15 protein-coding genes are annotated in these 17,142 nt (G+C 75.0%); 5 read left to right on the top strand and 10 right to left on the bottom strand.

What is annotated here, in order from left to right; genetic code table 11:
- Window positions 1-39: 39 nt before the first annotated feature.
- Window positions 40-1,041 carry a hypothetical protein gene (locus IE180_RS16655; RefSeq protein ID WP_190157638.1) on the top strand — a complete coding sequence of 334 codons (1,002 nt, stop codon included), beginning with the start codon at window positions 40-42 and terminating at the stop codon, window positions 1,039-1,041.
- A 65-nt stretch (window positions 1,042-1,106) separates the two neighbouring features.
- Here IE180_RS16655 and IE180_RS16650 read toward each other — a convergent pair whose 3' ends face one another.
- The 3 genes from IE180_RS16650 to IE180_RS16640 form a co-directional block, all read right to left on the bottom strand.
- Entirely contained in the window at window positions 1,107-1,913 is an 807-nt protein-coding gene (locus IE180_RS16650; RefSeq protein WP_190157637.1) for an ABC transporter ATP-binding protein, read from the bottom strand.
- Window positions 1,910-2,995 carry a FecCD family ABC transporter permease gene (locus IE180_RS16645; RefSeq protein WP_373302787.1) on the bottom strand — a complete coding sequence of 362 codons (1,086 nt, stop codon included), beginning with the start codon at window positions 2,993-2,995 and terminating at the stop codon, window positions 1,910-1,912. The genes IE180_RS16650 and IE180_RS16645 overlap by 4 nt, the downstream gene beginning before the upstream one ends.
- Before the next feature lie 61 nt (window positions 2,996-3,056).
- On the bottom strand, window positions 3,057-4,061 hold the full coding sequence (locus IE180_RS16640; protein ID WP_190157636.1) for a FecCD family ABC transporter permease: 1,005 nt from the start codon (window positions 4,059-4,061) through the stop codon (window positions 3,057-3,059).
- Window positions 4,062-4,161: 100 nt separating this feature from the next.
- On the opposite strand from IE180_RS16640, the gene IE180_RS16635 reads away from it, so the two are divergent.
- Window positions 4,162-4,785, top strand: coding sequence for an HAD family hydrolase (locus tag IE180_RS16635; RefSeq protein WP_190157635.1), 624 nt, complete (start codon window positions 4,162-4,164; stop codon window positions 4,783-4,785).
- Here the strand turns inward: IE180_RS16635 and IE180_RS16630 are convergent.
- The gene (locus IE180_RS16630; protein ID WP_190157634.1) at window positions 4,773-5,051 is read right to left on the bottom strand and encodes a hypothetical protein; all 279 of its coding nucleotides are present in this window, start codon (window positions 5,049-5,051) and stop codon (window positions 4,773-4,775) included. The genes IE180_RS16635 and IE180_RS16630 overlap by 13 nt on opposite strands.
- 143 nt (window positions 5,052-5,194) lie before the next feature.
- Here IE180_RS16630 and IE180_RS37365 point away from each other — a divergent pair, with 143 nt between their 5' ends.
- Window positions 5,195-5,578 (top strand): cold-shock protein, encoded by a 384-nt coding sequence (locus IE180_RS37365; protein WP_190157633.1) that lies wholly within the window; start codon window positions 5,195-5,197, stop codon window positions 5,576-5,578.
- 67 nt (window positions 5,579-5,645) lie between these two features.
- On the opposite strand, the gene IE180_RS16620 is transcribed toward IE180_RS37365, so the two are convergent.
- From IE180_RS16620 to IE180_RS16605, 4 genes are all read right to left on the bottom strand, one after another.
- Window positions 5,646-6,491 (bottom strand): 1,4-dihydroxy-6-naphtoate synthase, encoded by an 846-nt coding sequence (locus IE180_RS16620; RefSeq protein ID WP_190157632.1) that lies wholly within the window; start codon window positions 6,489-6,491, stop codon window positions 5,646-5,648.
- Window positions 6,482-7,213, bottom strand: coding sequence for a futalosine hydrolase (locus IE180_RS16615; RefSeq protein WP_190157631.1), 732 nt, complete (start codon window positions 7,211-7,213; stop codon window positions 6,482-6,484). Before IE180_RS16615 ends, IE180_RS16620 begins: the two co-directional genes overlap by 10 nt.
- A gap of 7 nt (window positions 7,214-7,220) precedes the next feature.
- Window positions 7,221-7,700, bottom strand: a complete 480-nt coding sequence (locus IE180_RS16610; protein WP_190157630.1) for a DUF2771 domain-containing protein — start codon at window positions 7,698-7,700, stop codon at window positions 7,221-7,223.
- Window positions 7,701-8,033: 333 nt separating this feature from the next.
- Entirely contained in the window at window positions 8,034-9,413 is a 1,380-nt protein-coding gene (locus IE180_RS16605) for an MFS transporter (RefSeq protein ID WP_190157629.1), read from the bottom strand.
- Between the two features lie 516 nt (window positions 9,414-9,929).
- Here IE180_RS16605 and IE180_RS16600 point away from each other — a divergent pair.
- Complete coding sequence (locus tag IE180_RS16600; RefSeq protein WP_190157628.1) at window positions 9,930-10,859, top strand: DUF3027 domain-containing protein; 930 nt, start codon at window positions 9,930-9,932, stop codon at window positions 10,857-10,859.
- Between the two features lie 85 nt (window positions 10,860-10,944).
- Window positions 10,945-14,118: a sacsin N-terminal ATP-binding-like domain-containing protein gene (locus IE180_RS16595; protein ID WP_229860517.1), complete on the top strand. Its 3,174-nt coding sequence runs from the start codon at window positions 10,945-10,947 to the stop codon at window positions 14,116-14,118.
- Between the two features lie 104 nt (window positions 14,119-14,222).
- Here IE180_RS16595 and IE180_RS16590 read toward each other — a convergent pair whose 3' ends face one another.
- Both IE180_RS16590 and IE180_RS16585 read right to left on the bottom strand, forming a co-directional pair.
- Window positions 14,223-16,673 (bottom strand): HAD-IC family P-type ATPase, encoded by a 2,451-nt coding sequence (locus IE180_RS16590; RefSeq protein ID WP_190157626.1) that lies wholly within the window; start codon window positions 16,671-16,673, stop codon window positions 14,223-14,225.
- A gap of 100 nt (window positions 16,674-16,773) precedes the next feature.
- Window positions 16,774-17,070 carry a DUF2530 domain-containing protein gene (locus tag IE180_RS16585; protein ID WP_190157625.1) on the bottom strand — a complete coding sequence of 99 codons (297 nt, stop codon included), beginning with the start codon at window positions 17,068-17,070 and terminating at the stop codon, window positions 16,774-16,776.
- Between the last annotated feature and the right edge of the window lie 72 nt (window positions 17,071-17,142).

Here is a 17,142-nt window from a genome sequence, read left to right as displayed (position 1 = left end):
GTCGGGCCGTACCGGGTGGACCGGCCGTGGAGGGGCGCCGTGGGGATCGAGAGCGACCAGTTGGTCTACGACTATCTGAGCCGGGTCGGCGATCTGGCCCAGCAGCGGCAGCTGCCGGCGAGCGACCGGCGGAAGCTCGTGTCCGGCCTGCGCGACGAGATCGACCGTCGGCGCGCCACACGGGGCGAGGAGAGCACGGCGGCGGTGCGGGGCATCCTCGGCGCCCTGGGCACTCCGGACGAGGTCGTGGACCGGGCGGGGCCGCGGATGCCGGAGCCGCGGGCGGGGGAGGACGGAGGGGGCGCGACCGGGACCCCCGGAAATCGGAGCGGGACCTCCGGCGCGTCGGCCCCCCGGCCCCCCCGGGCCACCGAGGCCTCGGAGGCCTCCGAGGCCTCCGAGGCCTCCGAGGTCCCTGCGATCCCGGCCCAGGGCGGACGGGACCCCGACGGCACGGCGGCGGACTGGTGGAACACGGACGCCGACGACCTCGGACTCCTGGGCTTCGTCGGGGGCGTCGAACGCCCGGACCTCTTCGCGCCGCCCGCTCCGGCGGAGGACGAGAAGGACGAGGCCGAGGAGCCCGCGCCGGGGAAGGCCCGCCGCCTGGCGCGGATCCTCCGGCTCCGCAAGGCCGGGGCCCCGGCCCCCGAGGAGCCGGAGGCCGGGGCGGAACCGGCGGCGGCACCCCGCACCCGGGCCCGCCTCGCGAACCCCTTCGTCCTGCTCGCCGCGCTGCTCCTGCTGGGCGGGGCCGTCTTCGGCTCGCTGATCGCCCTCGCGGCGGGCTGGCTCCTCGCGTACTCCTCCCGCCGGCTGACCCAGGGCGAGATCAGGACCGCCGTCCTGGTGATCCCCGGCCTCGCCGCCGCCGGCGGGGCCGCCTGGATCTGGGGCCGCGTCGAGGGCCGCTGGGGGGAGGCGGTGGCGCCGGGCGGGGAGGCGATGGGCGCGGCGATCTCCGAGACCTGGCCCTGGACCCTCCGGGGCGCGGCGATCGCCTCGTCCCTCTTCCTCCTCTGGCGCTCCCGCCGCCGCTGAACCCGGCGCGCCCCGGGCCCCGGGCCCCGGGCCCCGGGGCGGGGCCCGGGGCCGAGCGGGCCGGGTCAGTCGGGGACCCGCTCCTCCGCGTGCCACGGTGCCCCCGGCACCACCAGGGGTGACCCCGTGACCGGGTCGGGGACGACGACCGACGAGAGCCCGAAGACGTCCCGTACGAGGGACTCCGTGACGATCTCCGACGGCGGCCCCTCCGCGACCACCCGCCCCGCCTTCATGGCGACGAGGTGGTCGGCGTACCGGGCGGCCTGGTTCAGGTCGTGGAGGACGAGGACGACGGTCCGGCCGCGCAGCCGGTTGAGGCGGCGGACCAGGTCGAGGACCTCCACCTGGTGGGAGATGTCCAGGTAGGTGGTGGGCTCGTCGAGGAGGAGCAGGTCGGTCTCCTGGGCGAGGGCCATCGCGATCCACACCCGCTGCCGCTGCCCGCCCGACAGCGCGTCGACGGGCCGGTCGGCGAGGGCGGTCACGTCCGTACGGGACATGGCGTCGGCGACGGCCCGCTCGTCCTCCTCCGACCACTGCCTCCACCAGGCCTGGTGCGGCTGGCGGCCCCGGGACACCAGGTCGGCGACGGTGATGGCCTCGGGCGCGACGGGGGTCTGCGGCAGCAGGCCGATCGAGCGGGCGATCCGCTTGGTCGGGAGCTTCGCCAGCGACTCCCCGTCGAGGAGGACGGCGCCGCCCGCCGGCTTCAGCAGCCGCCCGAGCGCCCGCAGCGTCGTGGACTTGCCGCAGGCGTTGGGGCCGACGATCACGGTCACCCTGCCGTCGGGGACCGCGAGGTCGAGCTCCTCGACGACGGTCCGGTCCTCGTAGGCGAGCGTCAGCTCGCGGGCCCGCAGTCTGCTCACGAAGCACCTCCAGTGGCTCGGCTCCGGACGATGAGCCAGATCAGGTACGGGGCGCCGACCGCCGCCGTGAGGACGCCCACGGGCAGTTCGACGGGGGAGAACAGCCGTCGGCCGAGCAGGTCGGCGACGACCACGATCACCGCGCCGGTGAGCGCGGAGCAGAGCAGCGGGATCTGCGCCGTCCGGGCGGTGCGGCGGGCGATCTGCGGGGCGAGCAGGGCGACGAAGTCGACCGGTCCGGCGACGCCCGTCGCCACGGACGCGAGGACGACGCCGACGGCGACGAGCCCGAGCCGGACGCCGCCGAGCCGTGCGCCGAGCGCGGTCGCCGTGTCGTCGTCGAGGGAGACGGTCCGCTGGGCGCGGGCCGCCCACAGCACGGCGGGCAGCAGGAGGAGCAGCGTCCAGCGGATGGGCGCGGACTCGTCCCAGCCGCGGCCGTTGAGGGAGCCGGTCATCCAGATCTGGGCCTGCTGGGCGACGAGGTAGTCGCCCTTCGTCATGAAGAGCGTGATGAGGGACCGCAGCGCGACCGCGATGCCGATGCCGATGAGCACGAAGCGGGTCGCGTGCAGTCCGCCGCGCCAGGCGAAGGCGTACACGAGGGCGGCGGCGAGGACGCCGCCCGCGACGGAGACGTACGGCAGGACGGCGTACGAGGTGAGGCCGAAGGTCATCGCGGCGACGGTGACGGCTCCGGCGCCCTGGCTGATGCCGATGATGTCGGGGCTGGCGAGCGGGTTGCGGGCGACGGTCTGGACGAGGCCGCCCGCGATGCCGAAGGCGGCGCCGACGGCGAGGGCGACGACGAGCCGCGGCTCGCGCAGCTCCTCGACGACGAACGCCGACGTCGACGGCCGGCCGAGGAGGATCCGCACGACCTCGCCGGGCGCGACGAACCGCTCGCCGACGCAGAGGTACGCGACGCAGGCGGCGGCCAGGAGGGCCAGGAGGCCCGTGGCGACGAGGGCGGAGCGGCGGTGGACGAGGAAGGAGGCCCGTCCGGCGCGGAGGAGTCCGGCGGGGGCCGCGCCCCTCGCGGACGGATCCTTCGCGGGCGGGACCGGCAGGGTCGTGCTCACGCCGCCACCGCCTTCCGCCGTACGAGCGGGGCCGGGGACGGCCCGCCGGTCGGGATCGCGCTCACGCCGCCACCGCCTTCCGCCGTACCAGCGTCACCAGGAACGGCACGCCGATCAGGGCCGTCATCACCCCGGCCGGGATCTCGCCCGGCGGGAAGACGATCCGGCCGGCGACGTCGGCGACGAGCAGCATCACCGGGCCGACGAGCGCGGCCATCGGCAGGACCCAGCGGTGGTCGGAGCCGACGATCGCGCGGGCGATGTGGGGGACGGCGAGGCCGACGAAGGCGACGGGGCCGGCGGCGGCGACGGCCGTGCCGGTGAGGACGGTCGCGCCGAGCCCGCCGACGATCCGTACGGTCGCGACGCGCTGGCCGAGCCCCTTGGCGACGTCCTCGCCGAGGGCGAGGGCGTCGAGCCCGCGCGCCACGGAGACGACGAGGACGGCGCCGAGCAGCAGGAAGGGCCAGACGCGGCCGACGATCTCGGTGTCGCGTCCGTCGAGGGAGCCGATCTGCCAGAACCGGAACTCGTCGAGGGCGGAGGCCCTGGTCGTGAGGACGCCGGTGGTGACGGAGAGCAGCAGCGCGTTGATCGCGGCCCCGCCGAGCGCCAGTTTCACGGGGGTGGCCCCGCCGCGCCCGCCGGAGGCGATCGCGTGGACGGCGACGGAGGCGAGGGCGGCGCCGGCGAAGGCGAACCACACGTACCCGCTGAGCTCGTGCACGCCGAGGAAGGCGATGGCGAGGACGACCGCGACGGAGGAGCCCTGGCTGATGCCGAGGATGCCGGGGTCGGCGATCGGGTTGCGGGTGATGCCCTGGAGGGCGGTGCCGGCGAGCGCGAGGGCGGCGCCGACCATCAGCCCGATGAGGGTGCGGGGGACGCGGAGCTGCCGGACGACCTCGGCGTCGTCGCCGGTGGCGCCGTGCAGCAGGGCGTCGAGGACGGTGGAGGGCGCGACGGGACGGGCGCCGACGGCGAGGCTGAGGAGGACGGCGAGGAGCAGGGCGACGAGGGCCGCCGAGGTCGCGAGGACCCGTCTGGTTCGGAAAGCGGCTGGCATCGGGCCCCATCGGCGGAGTACAGGTTTGGTTAGGCTCACCTCAGTCTAAGCAGCGCCCTTATTCGAACACCCGGCCCCCGGGGACAGCGAGAATGAGCCCATGACAACCGCGCCCACGAACCCGCTCACCGTCGGCTTCGACCTCGACCTGACGCTGCTCGACACCCGTCCCGGCATCAAGGCGGCCTTCGTCGCCTTCTCCGCCGAGACGGGCGTCCCGATCGACGCCGACCTCGTCGTGAGCCGCCTCGGGCCGCCGCTGGAGCAGGAGATGGCGCACTGGTTCCCCGCCGAGCACGTCACGGAGATGACCGCCCGCTACCGGGCGCTCTACCCCTCGTACGCGATCGGGCCCACCGTCCCGATGCCGGGGGCCCGGGACGCGATCGAGGCCGTGCGCGAGGCGGGCGGCCGCACGATCGTCGTCACCGCGAAGAACGGCCCGCACGCCGAGCTGCACCTCGCCCACCTCGGCATCGAGCCCGACGCGGTCGCCGGCGGCCTGTGGGCCGAGGGCAAGGCGAAGGCCCTGCGCGCGCACGGCGCCGGGGTGTACGTCGGCGACCACGTGGGCGACGTCCGGGGCGCCGCCACCGCGGGCGCCTACTCGGTGGCCGTCGCGACCGGTCCCTGCCCCGCCGAGGAGCTGGCCGCGGCCGGCGCGGACGTGGTCCTGACGGACCTGACGGACTTCCGTCCCTGGTGGGAGGGCTACCGGGGCTGAGCGGCCGCGGCCGAAGCCTTTCGGGCCTGCCGCCGCTGGGCCGCGACCGAACGCAGGAGCCCGGCGGCGGCGACGAGGAATCCGACCCCCATCAGCATCGACACGAGGTACGCGACGGTGGGGAACGGGTCCGTCCCGAGGAACAGCGGGGCCACGGTGACCAGCGTCGCGACCGCGCCGATCGCGAACAGGACCACACCGGCCTTGACCAGACCGTCACCCGGGGCACTGTCGTCCACCGGCGCGGCGGGGGTTTCACTACGCATCCGGCCAGGGTAGTTCCCAGGCCGGAGGAACACGCAGGCGGCGTCTTGTCACCGGCCTCCTGAGCATTAGCCTGGTGCCGGCGGGTCGGTCGACGACCCGCCGTTTGCCATCCCCATCGACGAGGACGAGGACGAGGACAGACGTGCCTACCGGCAAGGTCAAATGGTTCAACAGCGAGAAGGGCTTCGGCTTTCTCTCCCGCGACGACGGCGGCGACGTCTTCGTCCACTCGTCGGTGCTCCCCGCCGGAGTCGACGCACTGAAGCCGGGGCAGAGGGTGGAGTTCGGGGTCGTCGCAGGTCAGCGAGGCGACCAGGCGCTGTCCGTCACGGTCCTCGACCCGACCCCGTCCGTCGCCGCGGCGCAGCGCCGCAAGCCCGACGAGCTGGCGTCCATCGTGCAGGACCTGACGACGCTCCTGGAGAACATCACGCCGATGCTGGAGCGCGGCCGCTACCCGGAGAAGGCGGCGGGCAAGAAGATCGCCGGCCTGCTCCGCGCGGTCGCCGACCAGCTCGACGTCTAGTCCTCCGGCCGCCCCCGCGCTGCTCCGCGGACTTCGGGCGGCTGCCGGACCCCGTCCGGCGCTCCCCTCACGGGAACCGCAGCGCGTCCGGGCCGAGGGGCGGTACGAGCCCCTCGGCCGCGGCCCGCGTGAGCAGCCCGCGGACCGCCGCGTAGCCGCGCTCGCCGAGGTCGGCCGTGAACTCGTTCACGTAGAGACCGATGTGCTGGTCGGCCACCTTCGGGTCCATCTCCTGGGCGTGCTCCAGGACGTACGGCCGGGAGGCCTCGGGGTCGTCCCAGGCCATCCGTACCGACGCGCGGGCGGACTCGGCGAGCAGCCGGAGGGTCCCGGCGCCCAGCGAACGGCGGGCGACGATCGCCCCCAACGGGATCGGGAGCCCGGTCGTGGACTCCCAGTGCTCGCCCATGTCGGCGAGGCAGTGCAGCCCGTAGTCCTTGTACGTGAAGCGGGCCTCGTGGATGACGAGCCCCGCGTCGACCTTCCCGTCCCGCACGGCGGGCATGATCTCGTGGAACGGCATCACGACGACCTCGCCGACGCCCCCGGGCACCGTCTCGGCCGCCCACAGCCGGAACAGCAGGTACGCGGTGGAGCGCTCGCTCGGCACCGCGACCGTCCTCCCCGTGAGGTCCGTGTGCGCGTCCCGCGTCAGCACCAGCGGGCCGCAGCCGCGGCCCAGGGCGCCGCCGCAGGGCAGCAGGGCGTACTCGTCGAGGATCCACGGCAGCACGGCGTACGACACCTTCAGGACGTCGTGCGTGTCGGTGCCGCCCTCCGCCCAGCCGTTGGTGACGTCGATGTCCGCGAACGTCACGTCGAGCCGGGGCGCGCCCGGGACCCGGCCGTGCGCCCAGGCGTCGAAGACGAAGGTGTCGTTCGGGCAGGGCGAGTAGGCGATCTTCAGTTCCACGCGTGCGCCTCCACGAAGACGGTACGGCCGAGCAGCTCGAAGGTGTGCCGGAGGGCGCCCAGGGCCTCGCCGATGCGCCAGGCGGCGCGGTCGCGCGGCCCGACGGCGTTCGACACGGCCCGGATCTCGACGACCGGCACGCCGTGCGCGGCGGCGGCCTCGGCGACGCCGAAGCCCTCCATCGCCTCGGCGGCGGCCCCCGGATGGCGCTCCGCGAGTTCGGCGGCGCGGCGGGCGGTGCCGGTGACGGTGGAGACGGTGAGGACGGGCGCGAGGGCGTGCGGCGGGCCGCCGGCGTCCAGGGCGGCCGTGATCCGGCCGGTGAGCGCCTCGGACACGGGGTGGACGGAGCGGCCGAAGCCGAGCTCCTCGACGGCGAGGTACCCGTCCGGGGTCTCGGCCCCGAGGTCGGCGGCGACGATCGCCGAGGACACGACCACGGACCCGAGCGGCGCGGCCGGCCGGAACCCGCCGGCGATCCCGGCGGAGACGACGAGGCCGTAGCCGCCCCCGGCGAGGGCCTCGCACGCGAGGGCCGTCCCCGTCGCGGCGGCGACGGCCGCGGGGCCGACCCCGCCGACGAGGACGTCGACGCGGTCGTGGCGGCGCAGGACGAGGCCCCCCGGCAGCGGGAGGAGCTCAGGGCCGCCGGGGCCGAGGCCGGCGGCGACGGAGTCCGCCTCCGCCGCCACGGCCGTCACGATCAGGATCCGGTGGACCACCGGCGGATCAGGAGTCCTTCTTCAGCTGGAAGTGCCAGACGCCGGTCAGCTTCTTGCCGGTGTTCTCGACGATGGTCACCTGGGTCTTGTCGGTGGCCTCGCCGGTCTGGCTGGAGAAGAAGGCGCTGGCCGGGATGGTCCGGTACGTCTTCTTGTACGGCTCGGGCTCGGCCTGCTGGCCGCCGAGGAAGATCGTCCAGCCGTTGTCCGCGATCTTCGGGTCCACGCCGAAGCGGATCTTGTCGTCCGCGGAGACCGTGATGGTCTTCTCGGCCTTCTTGTTGAGGCACTGCTGGATCTGCGACTCCTTGATGGCGTCGCCGTCGTTGTAGCAGGCGGCCTCGGTGTTCACCGATTCGGTCCCGACCGTCAGGGTCGCGAGCGGAGTCGGCTTGTCGCAGGCGGAGAGTACGAGGAGCCCGGCGGAGACGGCCCCGAGGGCGACGGCGGCCCGGCGGCGCGAGCCGGAGAAGAACGCAACGGTCATGAGCCGAAGGCTATCGGGCCGCCGCGCCCGCGCCACGCGGGGGTACGGCGTGCCGCCCCGGCGTACCGCTTCGTACGGAGTGTCCGGGGCTTCGTCACGGGGCGTCCGGAGCTTCGGGACGGAGAGTCGCGGGCGTGGTGGCGGGGCGCTCCGGGCCCCGCCACGGGACGGCCCGAGCCCTTCATGCGGGCGCCCCCGGCCCCGTACGGGGTGTTCCGGGCCCCGCGCCGGACGGCCTCGGCCCCGTGCGGGAGCGCCCTCGGCCTCCTCCGGGGTGCCCAGGGGCCCCCGTACGGGCGCCCAGGGGCCCCGTACGGGCTGCGCGGGTTCGGCCTAGGGCACCTTCGCCCTGGGGCGGCCCTTGGGGCCCGAGCGGCTGCGGGACGCCGAGAGGAGGCCACGGACGGAGAAGAGCGCGCCCAGACCCAGGATGGCGGCGGCGACGGACATGCCGAGGGTGCCGTTCAGGGGCAGGGCGATGCCGATCCCGCCGCCCACCACCCACGCCATCTGCAGGGCCGTCTCGGAACGAGCGAACGCCGAGGTCCGCACCAGCTCCGGCACGTCCCGCTGGATCAGCGCGTCCAGCGACAGCTTCGACAGGGCCTGGGTGAGCCCCGCGACCGCGCCGAGGACGGCGACCATCAGGCCGCCGAAGAAGACGGCGGTGAAGACCGCCGTGCCGAACACCGTCGTGATCATCGCGGCGATGATCACCTCGGGCCCGTGGCCCCTGTCCCGCAGCAACGAGCCGGCGGCCGTACCGCAGGCGTTCCCGGTGCCCGCCGCCACGCCCACGATCCCCAGGGAGACGGCGGCGCTCTGCCCCGACAGCGGATGCTCCCGCAGCAGGAACGCCAGGAAGAAGATCAGGAAGCCGGACAGCATGCGCTGCGACGCGTTCGCCGTCAGGCCGCGCAGCACCGACGGGCCCACCGTCCGCAGACTCGGCTTCTTCTCGCCGTGGGTCAGCAGGTGCGCCCGCCGCTCGCCCTTCGCGGAGTCCACCTTGTGCGGCATCCGCAGGGCCCAGAACGTACCGAGCAGGAACAGGGCGCACGCCCCGTACAGCGGCCACCCCGACCCGACCATCTGCAGCCCCGCCCCCACGGGCGCGGCGATGCCGGTGGCGAGCAGCCCGGCGAGGGTGACCCGGGAGTTCGCCTTCACGAGCGAGAAGCCCGGTGGCAGGAGCCGGGGCACGACGGCGCTGCGGACCACCCCGTACGCCTTGGAGGCCACGAGGACGCCGAGCGCCGCCGGATAGAGCTCCAGCCCGCCCGTCGCCACCGCCCCCGACATCATGATCGCGAGGACCGCGCGGGTCAGCATCGCGCCCGCCATCGCCGCGCGCCGCCCGTGCGGGATCCGGTCCAGGAGGGGACCGATCACGGGGGCGAGGAGGGTGAAGGGGGCCATCGTGACGGCCAGGTAGAGCGCGACGCGGCCGCGGGCCTCGTCGGTCGGCACGGAGAAGAAGACGGTGGAGGCGAGGGCGACGGTGATCATGACGTCGCCGGCGCCGTTCACGGCGTGCAGCTCGATCAGCTTCCCGAGGCCCGACTCGCCCGCGCCGTGCGCGTGAGTGGCCTTGCGGATGCCCTTCGCGGTCCCGGTGAACGGCAGGTGCAGGGCACGCCCGACCTTCCGGCCCGCTCGGCGGAGCGGCCCGGCGGGATCATGCGATCGTACGGGGGACCGTGCGGCTGCCACTCCGTCATAGTGCCCCACGGGCGCGCCCCGCGAACCGGGGCACGACGAGGACGGCCGGGAGCGATCGGTGACGGACGGCCGCCGCACGGCTCCGTCCCGGGCCCCCGGCCCGGCCCGTACGCCCCCGCTCCCGGGCCTCCGGCCCGGCCCGTACGCCCTCGCTCCCGGGTCCCCGGCCCGGGCCCGTACGCCCTCGCCCCCGTCGTCCGCCGCGGCCCGTACGGGGGCGGTTCGGGCGGGCGGGTCGTCCGGGATGCGGGCCACTTGGAGCGGGCATGTGGGCGGAGGCCCGCGAACGGGGTAGCGTGCGTAGCGCGTCACCGGCGGAATCTCTCGGCCGCGCGCCTCTTCGGCATCCCGCAGAATGGATGACGTTAGGTGTGCCCGAGACGCGCGAGACAAGTCGGGTGCGGACGTCGATGCGGCCCCCTGGTCCGCTCCGCCCGCCGCCCGTGGCTTCGCTCCCGCCCCTCGGCCGGCGCACCCGTGAGACGGCGTAGGAGAGAAGCGAGACCTGTGAGTGCTGCGACGACGCGAAGCGGTACCCCGCGTACCCCGCGAGCCACGCGTACCCCCGACCGCCTGTGCGCGGAGGCCGTAGACCTCGCGCGGGAGGCCGCCGAGGAGGCGGCCGCGCCAGGGATCGTGGGCGCGCACGTCGAGGTCGTCGCGGAGGGCGACCGGGTCGTCACGCACTTCTTCGAGTCCAAGGAGCCCGGCTACCGGGGCTGGCGCTGGGCGGTGACCGTCACCCGCGCCTCCCGCGCCAAGAACGTCACGCTTGACGAAACCGTCCTGCTGCCCGGCGCCGACGCGCTCCTCGCCCCCGAATGGGTGCCGTGGAGCGAGCGGCTGCGGCCCGGCGACATGGGGCCCGGCGACCTCCTCCCCACGGAGCAGGACGACCTGCGCCTGGAGCCCGGCTACTCCGGCGAGGACGCGCCGCCGCCGAACTCCGTCGTCTCGGAGGAGATGGAGGAGCACCTCGACGAGGAGGACGCCGAGCTCACCTCGCGCACCCCGTCGCGCGGCGCCATCGCCGCGGTCGCGGAGGAACTCGGCATGCGCCGGGCGCGGGTCCTCTCCCGCTACGGCCTGCACGTGGCCGCGGACCGGTGGGACGAGGCGTTCGGCGCGAAGACGCCGATGGCCCAGGCGGCGCCCGCCTCCTGCGAGTCCTGCGCGTTCCTGGTGCCGCTGGCCGGGTCCCTGAAGCAGGCGTTCGGCATCTGCGCCAACGAGTTCTCCCCGGCGGACGGCCGGGTCGTGTCCCTCGCGTACGGCTGCGGCGGTCACTCGGAGGCCGCCGTCATGCCGAAGCCGCCGCGGCCGGCGCCGCCGGTGCTGGACTCCATGGCGGCGGACGAGTTCCCCCTCCGCCCGGCGAAGGACTCCGGCTCCACGACGGAACCGGACGCGGCGTCGGAGGACCTGGGCCACTCGTAGCCCGCCCACCGGCCCGGGCCGCGCCCCGCCTCCGGGCCGCGTGCTCGGCGGGCGCGGCCCGCGGTACCTTCGGGCCCCGGGCCCAATGGTCCGGGAACGACCGCCCCGAAGAGTGGAGTCAGACGTGAGCGTCAGCGTCCGGACGACGACCGACGGAACCGACCCCTTCGGCACCGCACGGCTGCGGCGGGGCGTGCTCGACGCCTGGGGCGCCAGTCCCGCCCGGTTCCGCGAGGACGCCAACGCCGAGGAGGACCTCGCGCTCGGCGGCTACCGCGACCGCCTCGTCGTCGAGCTCGCCCAGAACGCCGCCGACGCCGCCCACCGCGCCGGCGTCACGGGCCGCCTCCGGCTGACCCTGCACCCCGCGGACCACGAGGGCCCCGCCGTCCTCGCCGCGGCGAACACCGGCGCCCCGCTGGACGCCGCCGGAGCCGAGTCGCTGTCCACCCTCCGCGCCTCCGCCAAACGCGAGCAGGGCCACGGCGCCGTCGGCCGCTTCGGCGTCGGCTTCGCCGCCGTCCTCGCCGTCACCGACGAGCCCGCCGTCCTGGGCCGGCACGGCGGCGTCCGCTGGTCCCTCGCCGAGGCGCGGGAGCTGGCCGCCGAAGCCGCCCGGTACAGCCCGGGCCTCGGCGACGAACTGCGCCGCCGCGACGGCCACGTACCGCTGCTGCGCCTGCCGCTGCCTGCCGAGGGCACCGCCCCCGAGGGCTACGACACCGTCGTCGTCCTCCCGATGCGCGACACCGCCGCCGAGGACCTGACCGAGCGCCTCCTCGCCTCCGTCGACGACGCCCTCCTCCTCACCCTTCCGGGTCTCGCGGAGATCGTCGTCGAGACACCCGGAGGAGGGGTGCGGACCCTCCGCCGCTCCGACGAGGACGGCTACGTCCGGATCGACGACTCCGCGGCCGGCGGCCACCGCTGGCGGACCGTCACCCACGGCGGCCCGATCGAGTCCGGGCTCCTCAAGGACCGCCCGGTCGAGGAGCGCCTGCGCCCCCACTGGTCCGTCACCTGGGCCGTACCCGTGGACGCCGAGGGCGCCCCGAAGCACCCCCGCACCACGCCCGTCGTGCACGCCCCCACCCCGACCGACGAGCCGCTCGGCATCCCCGCGCTCCTCATCGCGTCCCTCCCGCTGGACACCGCCCGCCGGCACCCGGCGCCGGGGCCGCTCACCGACTTCCTGGTGCAGCGCGCGGCCGACGCGTACGCCGAACTGCTCTCCGACTGGCGGCCGGTGACGACCGCGGCCCTCGACCTCGTGCCCGGGCCGCTCGGCAAGGGCCCGCTCGACGGGGCGCTGCGCGAGGCGATCCTGGACCGGCTGCCGAGGGTGGCGTTCCTGGCGCCCGCCGCGCCGTCCGAGGAGCTGCCCGCGCTCCGCCCGATCGAGGCGGAGGTCGTGGAGGGCGCGGGCGCGGAGACCGTCGAGGTCCTCGCCGAGGTGTTCCCGACGCTCCTCCCGGCCGGCCTGGAGCGCCGCCCCGAGCTCCGTACGCTCGGCATCGGACGCGTGCCCCTCACCGAGGCCGTCGACCGACTCGCCGGGGTGGACCGGCCGCCGACGTGGTGGTGGCGGCTGTACGACTCGCTCGCCGGCGTCGACCCGGACCGTCTGACGGGCCTCCCGGTGCCGCTCGCCGAGAACGCCGAGGGCGCCAGGATCCGTACGACGATCGGCCCCCGCCAGGTCCTCCTGCCGCAGGACCGCACCCCCGCCGAGCTGACCCGGCTCGGTCTGAAGGTGGCGCACCCGGAGGCGGCGCACCCGCTCCTGGAGAAGCTGGGCGCCCTGCCCGCCACGCCCCGCGCGGTCCTGACGACCCCGCAGGTGCGGGCGGCGGTCGCGGCCTCCCTCGACGCGGGGGAGATCTGGGACGAGGACGCCGACACCCTCGACGCGGAGGAACTGGCCGAGACGGTCCTCGCCCTGGTCAGGGACGCGGAGCTCGACCCGGGCGACGAGCCGTGGCTCGGCGCGCTCGCCCTCCCCGACGAGGACGGCGAACTCTCCCCCGCGGGCGAGCTGGTCCTCACGGGCTCGCCCTTCGCCTCGGTGATGCGCGAGGACGAACTCGCCTTCGTCGACGGCGACCTGGCCGCCCGCTGGGGTGAGCAGCCGCTCGCCGCGTGCGGGGTGCTCGCGAACTTCGCCCTGATCCGCGCGACCGACCTGGTCCTCGACCCGGACGAGGTCGAGCCGCGCGAGGGCGACTATCCCGAGCCGGACGACGCGGGTCTCCTCGACGCGGTCGACGTCTGGTGCGAGGACGTCCTGGACCGGCTCCCGGAGACCCCCGTGCCCCCGGTGGCGACGGAGATCGTGGCCGTACGGGACCTGGATCTGGTCGACGACGACTGCTGGCCCATGGCGCTCGCCCTCCTCGCGCAGCCGCCGCTCCGGGACGCCCTGACCCAGCCGGTACGGGTGCTCCTCCCGGACGGCACGACGGAGACCGTCCGCTCGTACACCGCCTGGTGGCTGCGCGACCACCCGGTCCTGGACGGCCGCCACCCGGCGGGCCTCCGCGCGGAGGGCTCGGACCCGCTCCTCGCCGGACTGTACGACTCCGCCGACGCGACCGGCTTCGAGGACGAGCAGGTCCTGCGCGCCCTGGGCGTCCGCACCTCGGTCGCGGCCCTCCTCGACGAGCCGGGCGGCGCGGCGGAGCTCCTGGCCCGCCTGGCGGACCCGTCGCGGGAGGTGACGGCCCCGCAGCTGCACGCCCTGTACACGGCCCTGGCGGACCTGGACCCCGATCAGGTGACGCTCCCCGACGAACTGCGGGCGGTCGTGGACGGCACCCTGGTCGTGGTCGACGCGTCGGAGGCCCTGGTGGCGGACGCCCCCGACCTCCTCCCGCTGGCCGGCGGCCTCCCCCTGCTCCCCGTCTCGCCGTCCCGCGCCGCGGACCTGGCCGACCTGTTCCAGGTCCGCCGGCTGAGCGAGGCGGTCGAGGCCGGGGTGACGACGGTCGGCGAGGAGCACGAGGTGCCGCCCTCGGTGCACGCCCTCCTGGGCCCGGCCACCCCCGCCTCGTACGTCGAGCACGAGGAACTCCACGCCGGCGGCACCGAACTCGACTGGCGCCGCACCCCCGACGGCGTCGTCCACGCCGCCACCCTGGAGGGCGTGGCGGCCGGCCTCGCCTGGGCGGCCGGCCAGTGGCCCCGCCGCTTCGAGGTGGCGGCCCTCCTGGAGGACCCGTCGAGGACGGCGGAACTGGCGCGGGACCGCTGGTTCGACTGAGGGACGGCGGTCGTCGCCGCCCCTCCGTGGACGGCGTCGTCGCCGGACGTGCGGAAAGCGACGTCAGTCCGAGGGGCGGCGGCCGCCCGCCGGAGGCCGGGTCCTCACGTCGGGAACCTCCGGCCCACCCACCGCCACGCCAGTTCCAGCAGGGCGCAGCCCGCCGCCGCGATCGCCACCGCCGTCCACGGCATCGTCACGCCCACCAGTTTCAGGGCGAAGAACTTCTGGAGCCAGGGGACGGCGAGGACCAGGAGGAAGGCCCCTCCCATGGCGGCGACCAGGGCGAGGCGCCACCAGGTGTAGGGGCGGGCGATGATCGCGAGGACCCACAGGGAGACCAGGAAGAGCGTGAGGGTGGCCGCGCTGGTCTCGGCGCCCAGGGAGTCCGTGCCCGTGTAGTGGTGGCGGGCCAGGAGGTACGTGGTGAAGGTGGCCGCCGCCGCGATGACGCCGCCGGGGATCGCGTACCGCATGACCCGCCGTACGAAGTTCGGCCGCGCGCGTTCCTTGTTGGGGGCCAGTGCGAGGAAGAAGGCCGGCACGCCGATCGTGAGGGTGGAGAGCAGGGTCAGGTGCCGGGGGAGGAAGGGGTACTCCACCTGGGAGACGACCACCAGGATCGCCAGGAGGACCGAGTAGACCGTCTTCGTGAGGAAGAGGGTCGCCACGCGCGTGATGTTGCCGATGACCCGGCGGCCCTCCGCCACCACCGACGGGAGCGTCGCGAAGCTGTTGTCCAGCAGGACGATCTGGGCCACCGCCCGCGTCGCCTCCGAGCCCGAGCCCATCGAGACGCCGATGTCCGCGTCCTTGAGCGCGAGGACGTCGTTGACGCCGTCCCCCGTCATGGCGACGGTGTGGCCCCGGGACTGCAGCGCCGCCACCATGTCCCGCTTCTGCCGCGGGGTGACCCTGCCGAAGACCGCGTTCTCGTCCAGGGCCTTCGCCATGTCCTCCCGCTCGGCGGGGAGGGTGCGGGCGTCCACGGTGTGCTCCGCGCCCGGCATGTCGAGCTTCGCGGCCACCGCGCCCACGGAGACCGCGTTGTCCCCGGAGACGACCTTGGTGGCGACCTGCTGGTCGGCGAAGTAGGCGAGGGTGTCGGCGGCGTCGGGGCGCAGTCGCTGTTCCAGGACGACGAGGGCGGTGGGGCGGGCGTCGGTGGCCACGGCCGGGCTGTCGAGTTCGTGGACCGCACGGGCGAGGAGGAGGACCCGCAGGCCCTGTTCGTTGAGGTGGTCGATCTCGCCGAGGGCCGGGTCCTCGGCGGCCAGGAGGACGTCCGGGGCGCCCAGCAGCCACGTCGAGCTCTCGCCGTCGCCCTCGCTGAACGACGCGCCGCTGTACTTGCGGGCCGAGGAGAACGGCAGGCTCTCCGTGCAGCGCCACTCCACCGTGTCCGGATAGGCGTCCTTGATGGCCTGGAGGGAGGCGTTCGGGCGCGGGTCGGATTCGCCGAGGGCGCCCAGCACCTTCCGTACGTACGTCTCGTCGCTGCCGTTCAGGGGGCGGAGGTCCGTGACGTCCATGCCGCCCTCGGTGAGCGTGCCCGTCTTGTCGAGGCAGACGACGTCGACCCGGGCCAGGCCCTCGATCGCGGGCAGTTCCTGGACGAGGCACTGCCGGCGGCCGAGCCGGATCACCCCGACCGCGAAGGCGACCGAGGTGAGCAGGACGAGGCCCTCGGGGATCATCGGGACGATGCCGCCGACCGTGCGGGCGACCGCCTGCTTGAAGGCGTTGTCCTTGACGACGAGCTGGCTGACGACGAGCCCGATCGCGGTCGGGACCATCATCCACGTCACGTACTTGAGGATCGTGGAGATGCCCGTGCGCAGCTCCGAGTGGACGAGGGTGAAGCGGGACGCCTCCTCGGCGAGCTGGGCGGCGTACGCCTCGCGGCCGACCTTGGTGGCGGTGAAGGCGCCGCCGCCGGCCACCACGAACGAGCCGGACATCATCCGGTCGCCGGGCTTCTTCACCACCGGGTCGGCCTCGCCCGTGAGCAGCGACTCGTCGATCTCCAGGCTGTCGGCCTCCGCCACCTCGCCGTCGACGACGACCTTGTCGCCCGGTCCGAGTTCGATGAGGTCGCCGAGGACGATCTCGGAGGTGGGGATCTCGGCGGTGGCGCCGTCGCGCCGGACGGTGGGTCTCGCCTCGCCGATGACCGCGAGTCCGTCGAGGGTCTTCTTGGCGCGGAGTTCCTGGACGATGCCGATGCCGGTGTTGGCGACGATCACGAAGCCGAAGAGGCTGTCCTGGATCGGCGCGACGACCAGCATGATCACCCACAGCACGCCGATGATCGCGTTGAAGCGGGTGAGGACGTTCGCGCGGACGATGTCGGCGGTCGAGCGGGAGTTGCGGAGGGGGACGTCGTTGACCTCCCCGCGCGCGACCCGTTCGGCGACCTCGGCGGAGGTCAGGCCGGCGGGGCGGTGCACGACGGGCGGTTCCGTCGGCGTGGTCCCGGTGGCCCCGGCGGTTCCGGCGGGGGGTCCGTCGCCGGTCCCGTCGCCGGCCGTGTCGATCTTCGCCCGCTGAGTCATGTTTTCGACGGTACGACCGGTTCGGGTCGTTCACCTGCCGAGCAGGGCGAACCGGCGTCGGGCGCCGGGACGGGGTGGGGCGGGGTGGGGCGGGTCGGCGTCAGGCGCCGGGGCGGGCCTCCGGGGGCTCCGTCGTCCGCGCCGCCGCGTTCGCCGCCGCGTGCCGCTTGATCGCCGCGTCCCGCTTCCTCACGTACCAGATGCCGATCAGGCCGAGTCCGGCGCCGGCCAGGCAGGTCCAGACCCAGGAGGTGAGGCCCCGGTCGGCGAACCAGCCGTAGAAGGGGACCTGGACGACGAAGAGGACGAACCAGAGGATCGTTCCGCCGGTGATGGTGGCGACGACGGGCCCTTCGAGGGGCTCGGGTGCCTCGTGCTTCGGTGTCCACTTCGCCATGGGCTCAGTCTAGGCGGCCCGTTTTCGTGTCCTCGTACGGTCTACGCGCGGAGATGGACTCCCGCTCGTTCA

This window comes from Streptomyces litmocidini (assembly GCF_014649755.1).
GTDB lineage: Bacteria > Actinomycetota > Actinomycetes > Streptomycetales > Streptomycetaceae > Streptomyces > Streptomyces litmocidini.
This window is presented reverse-complemented; position numbering and strand designations above follow the sequence as displayed.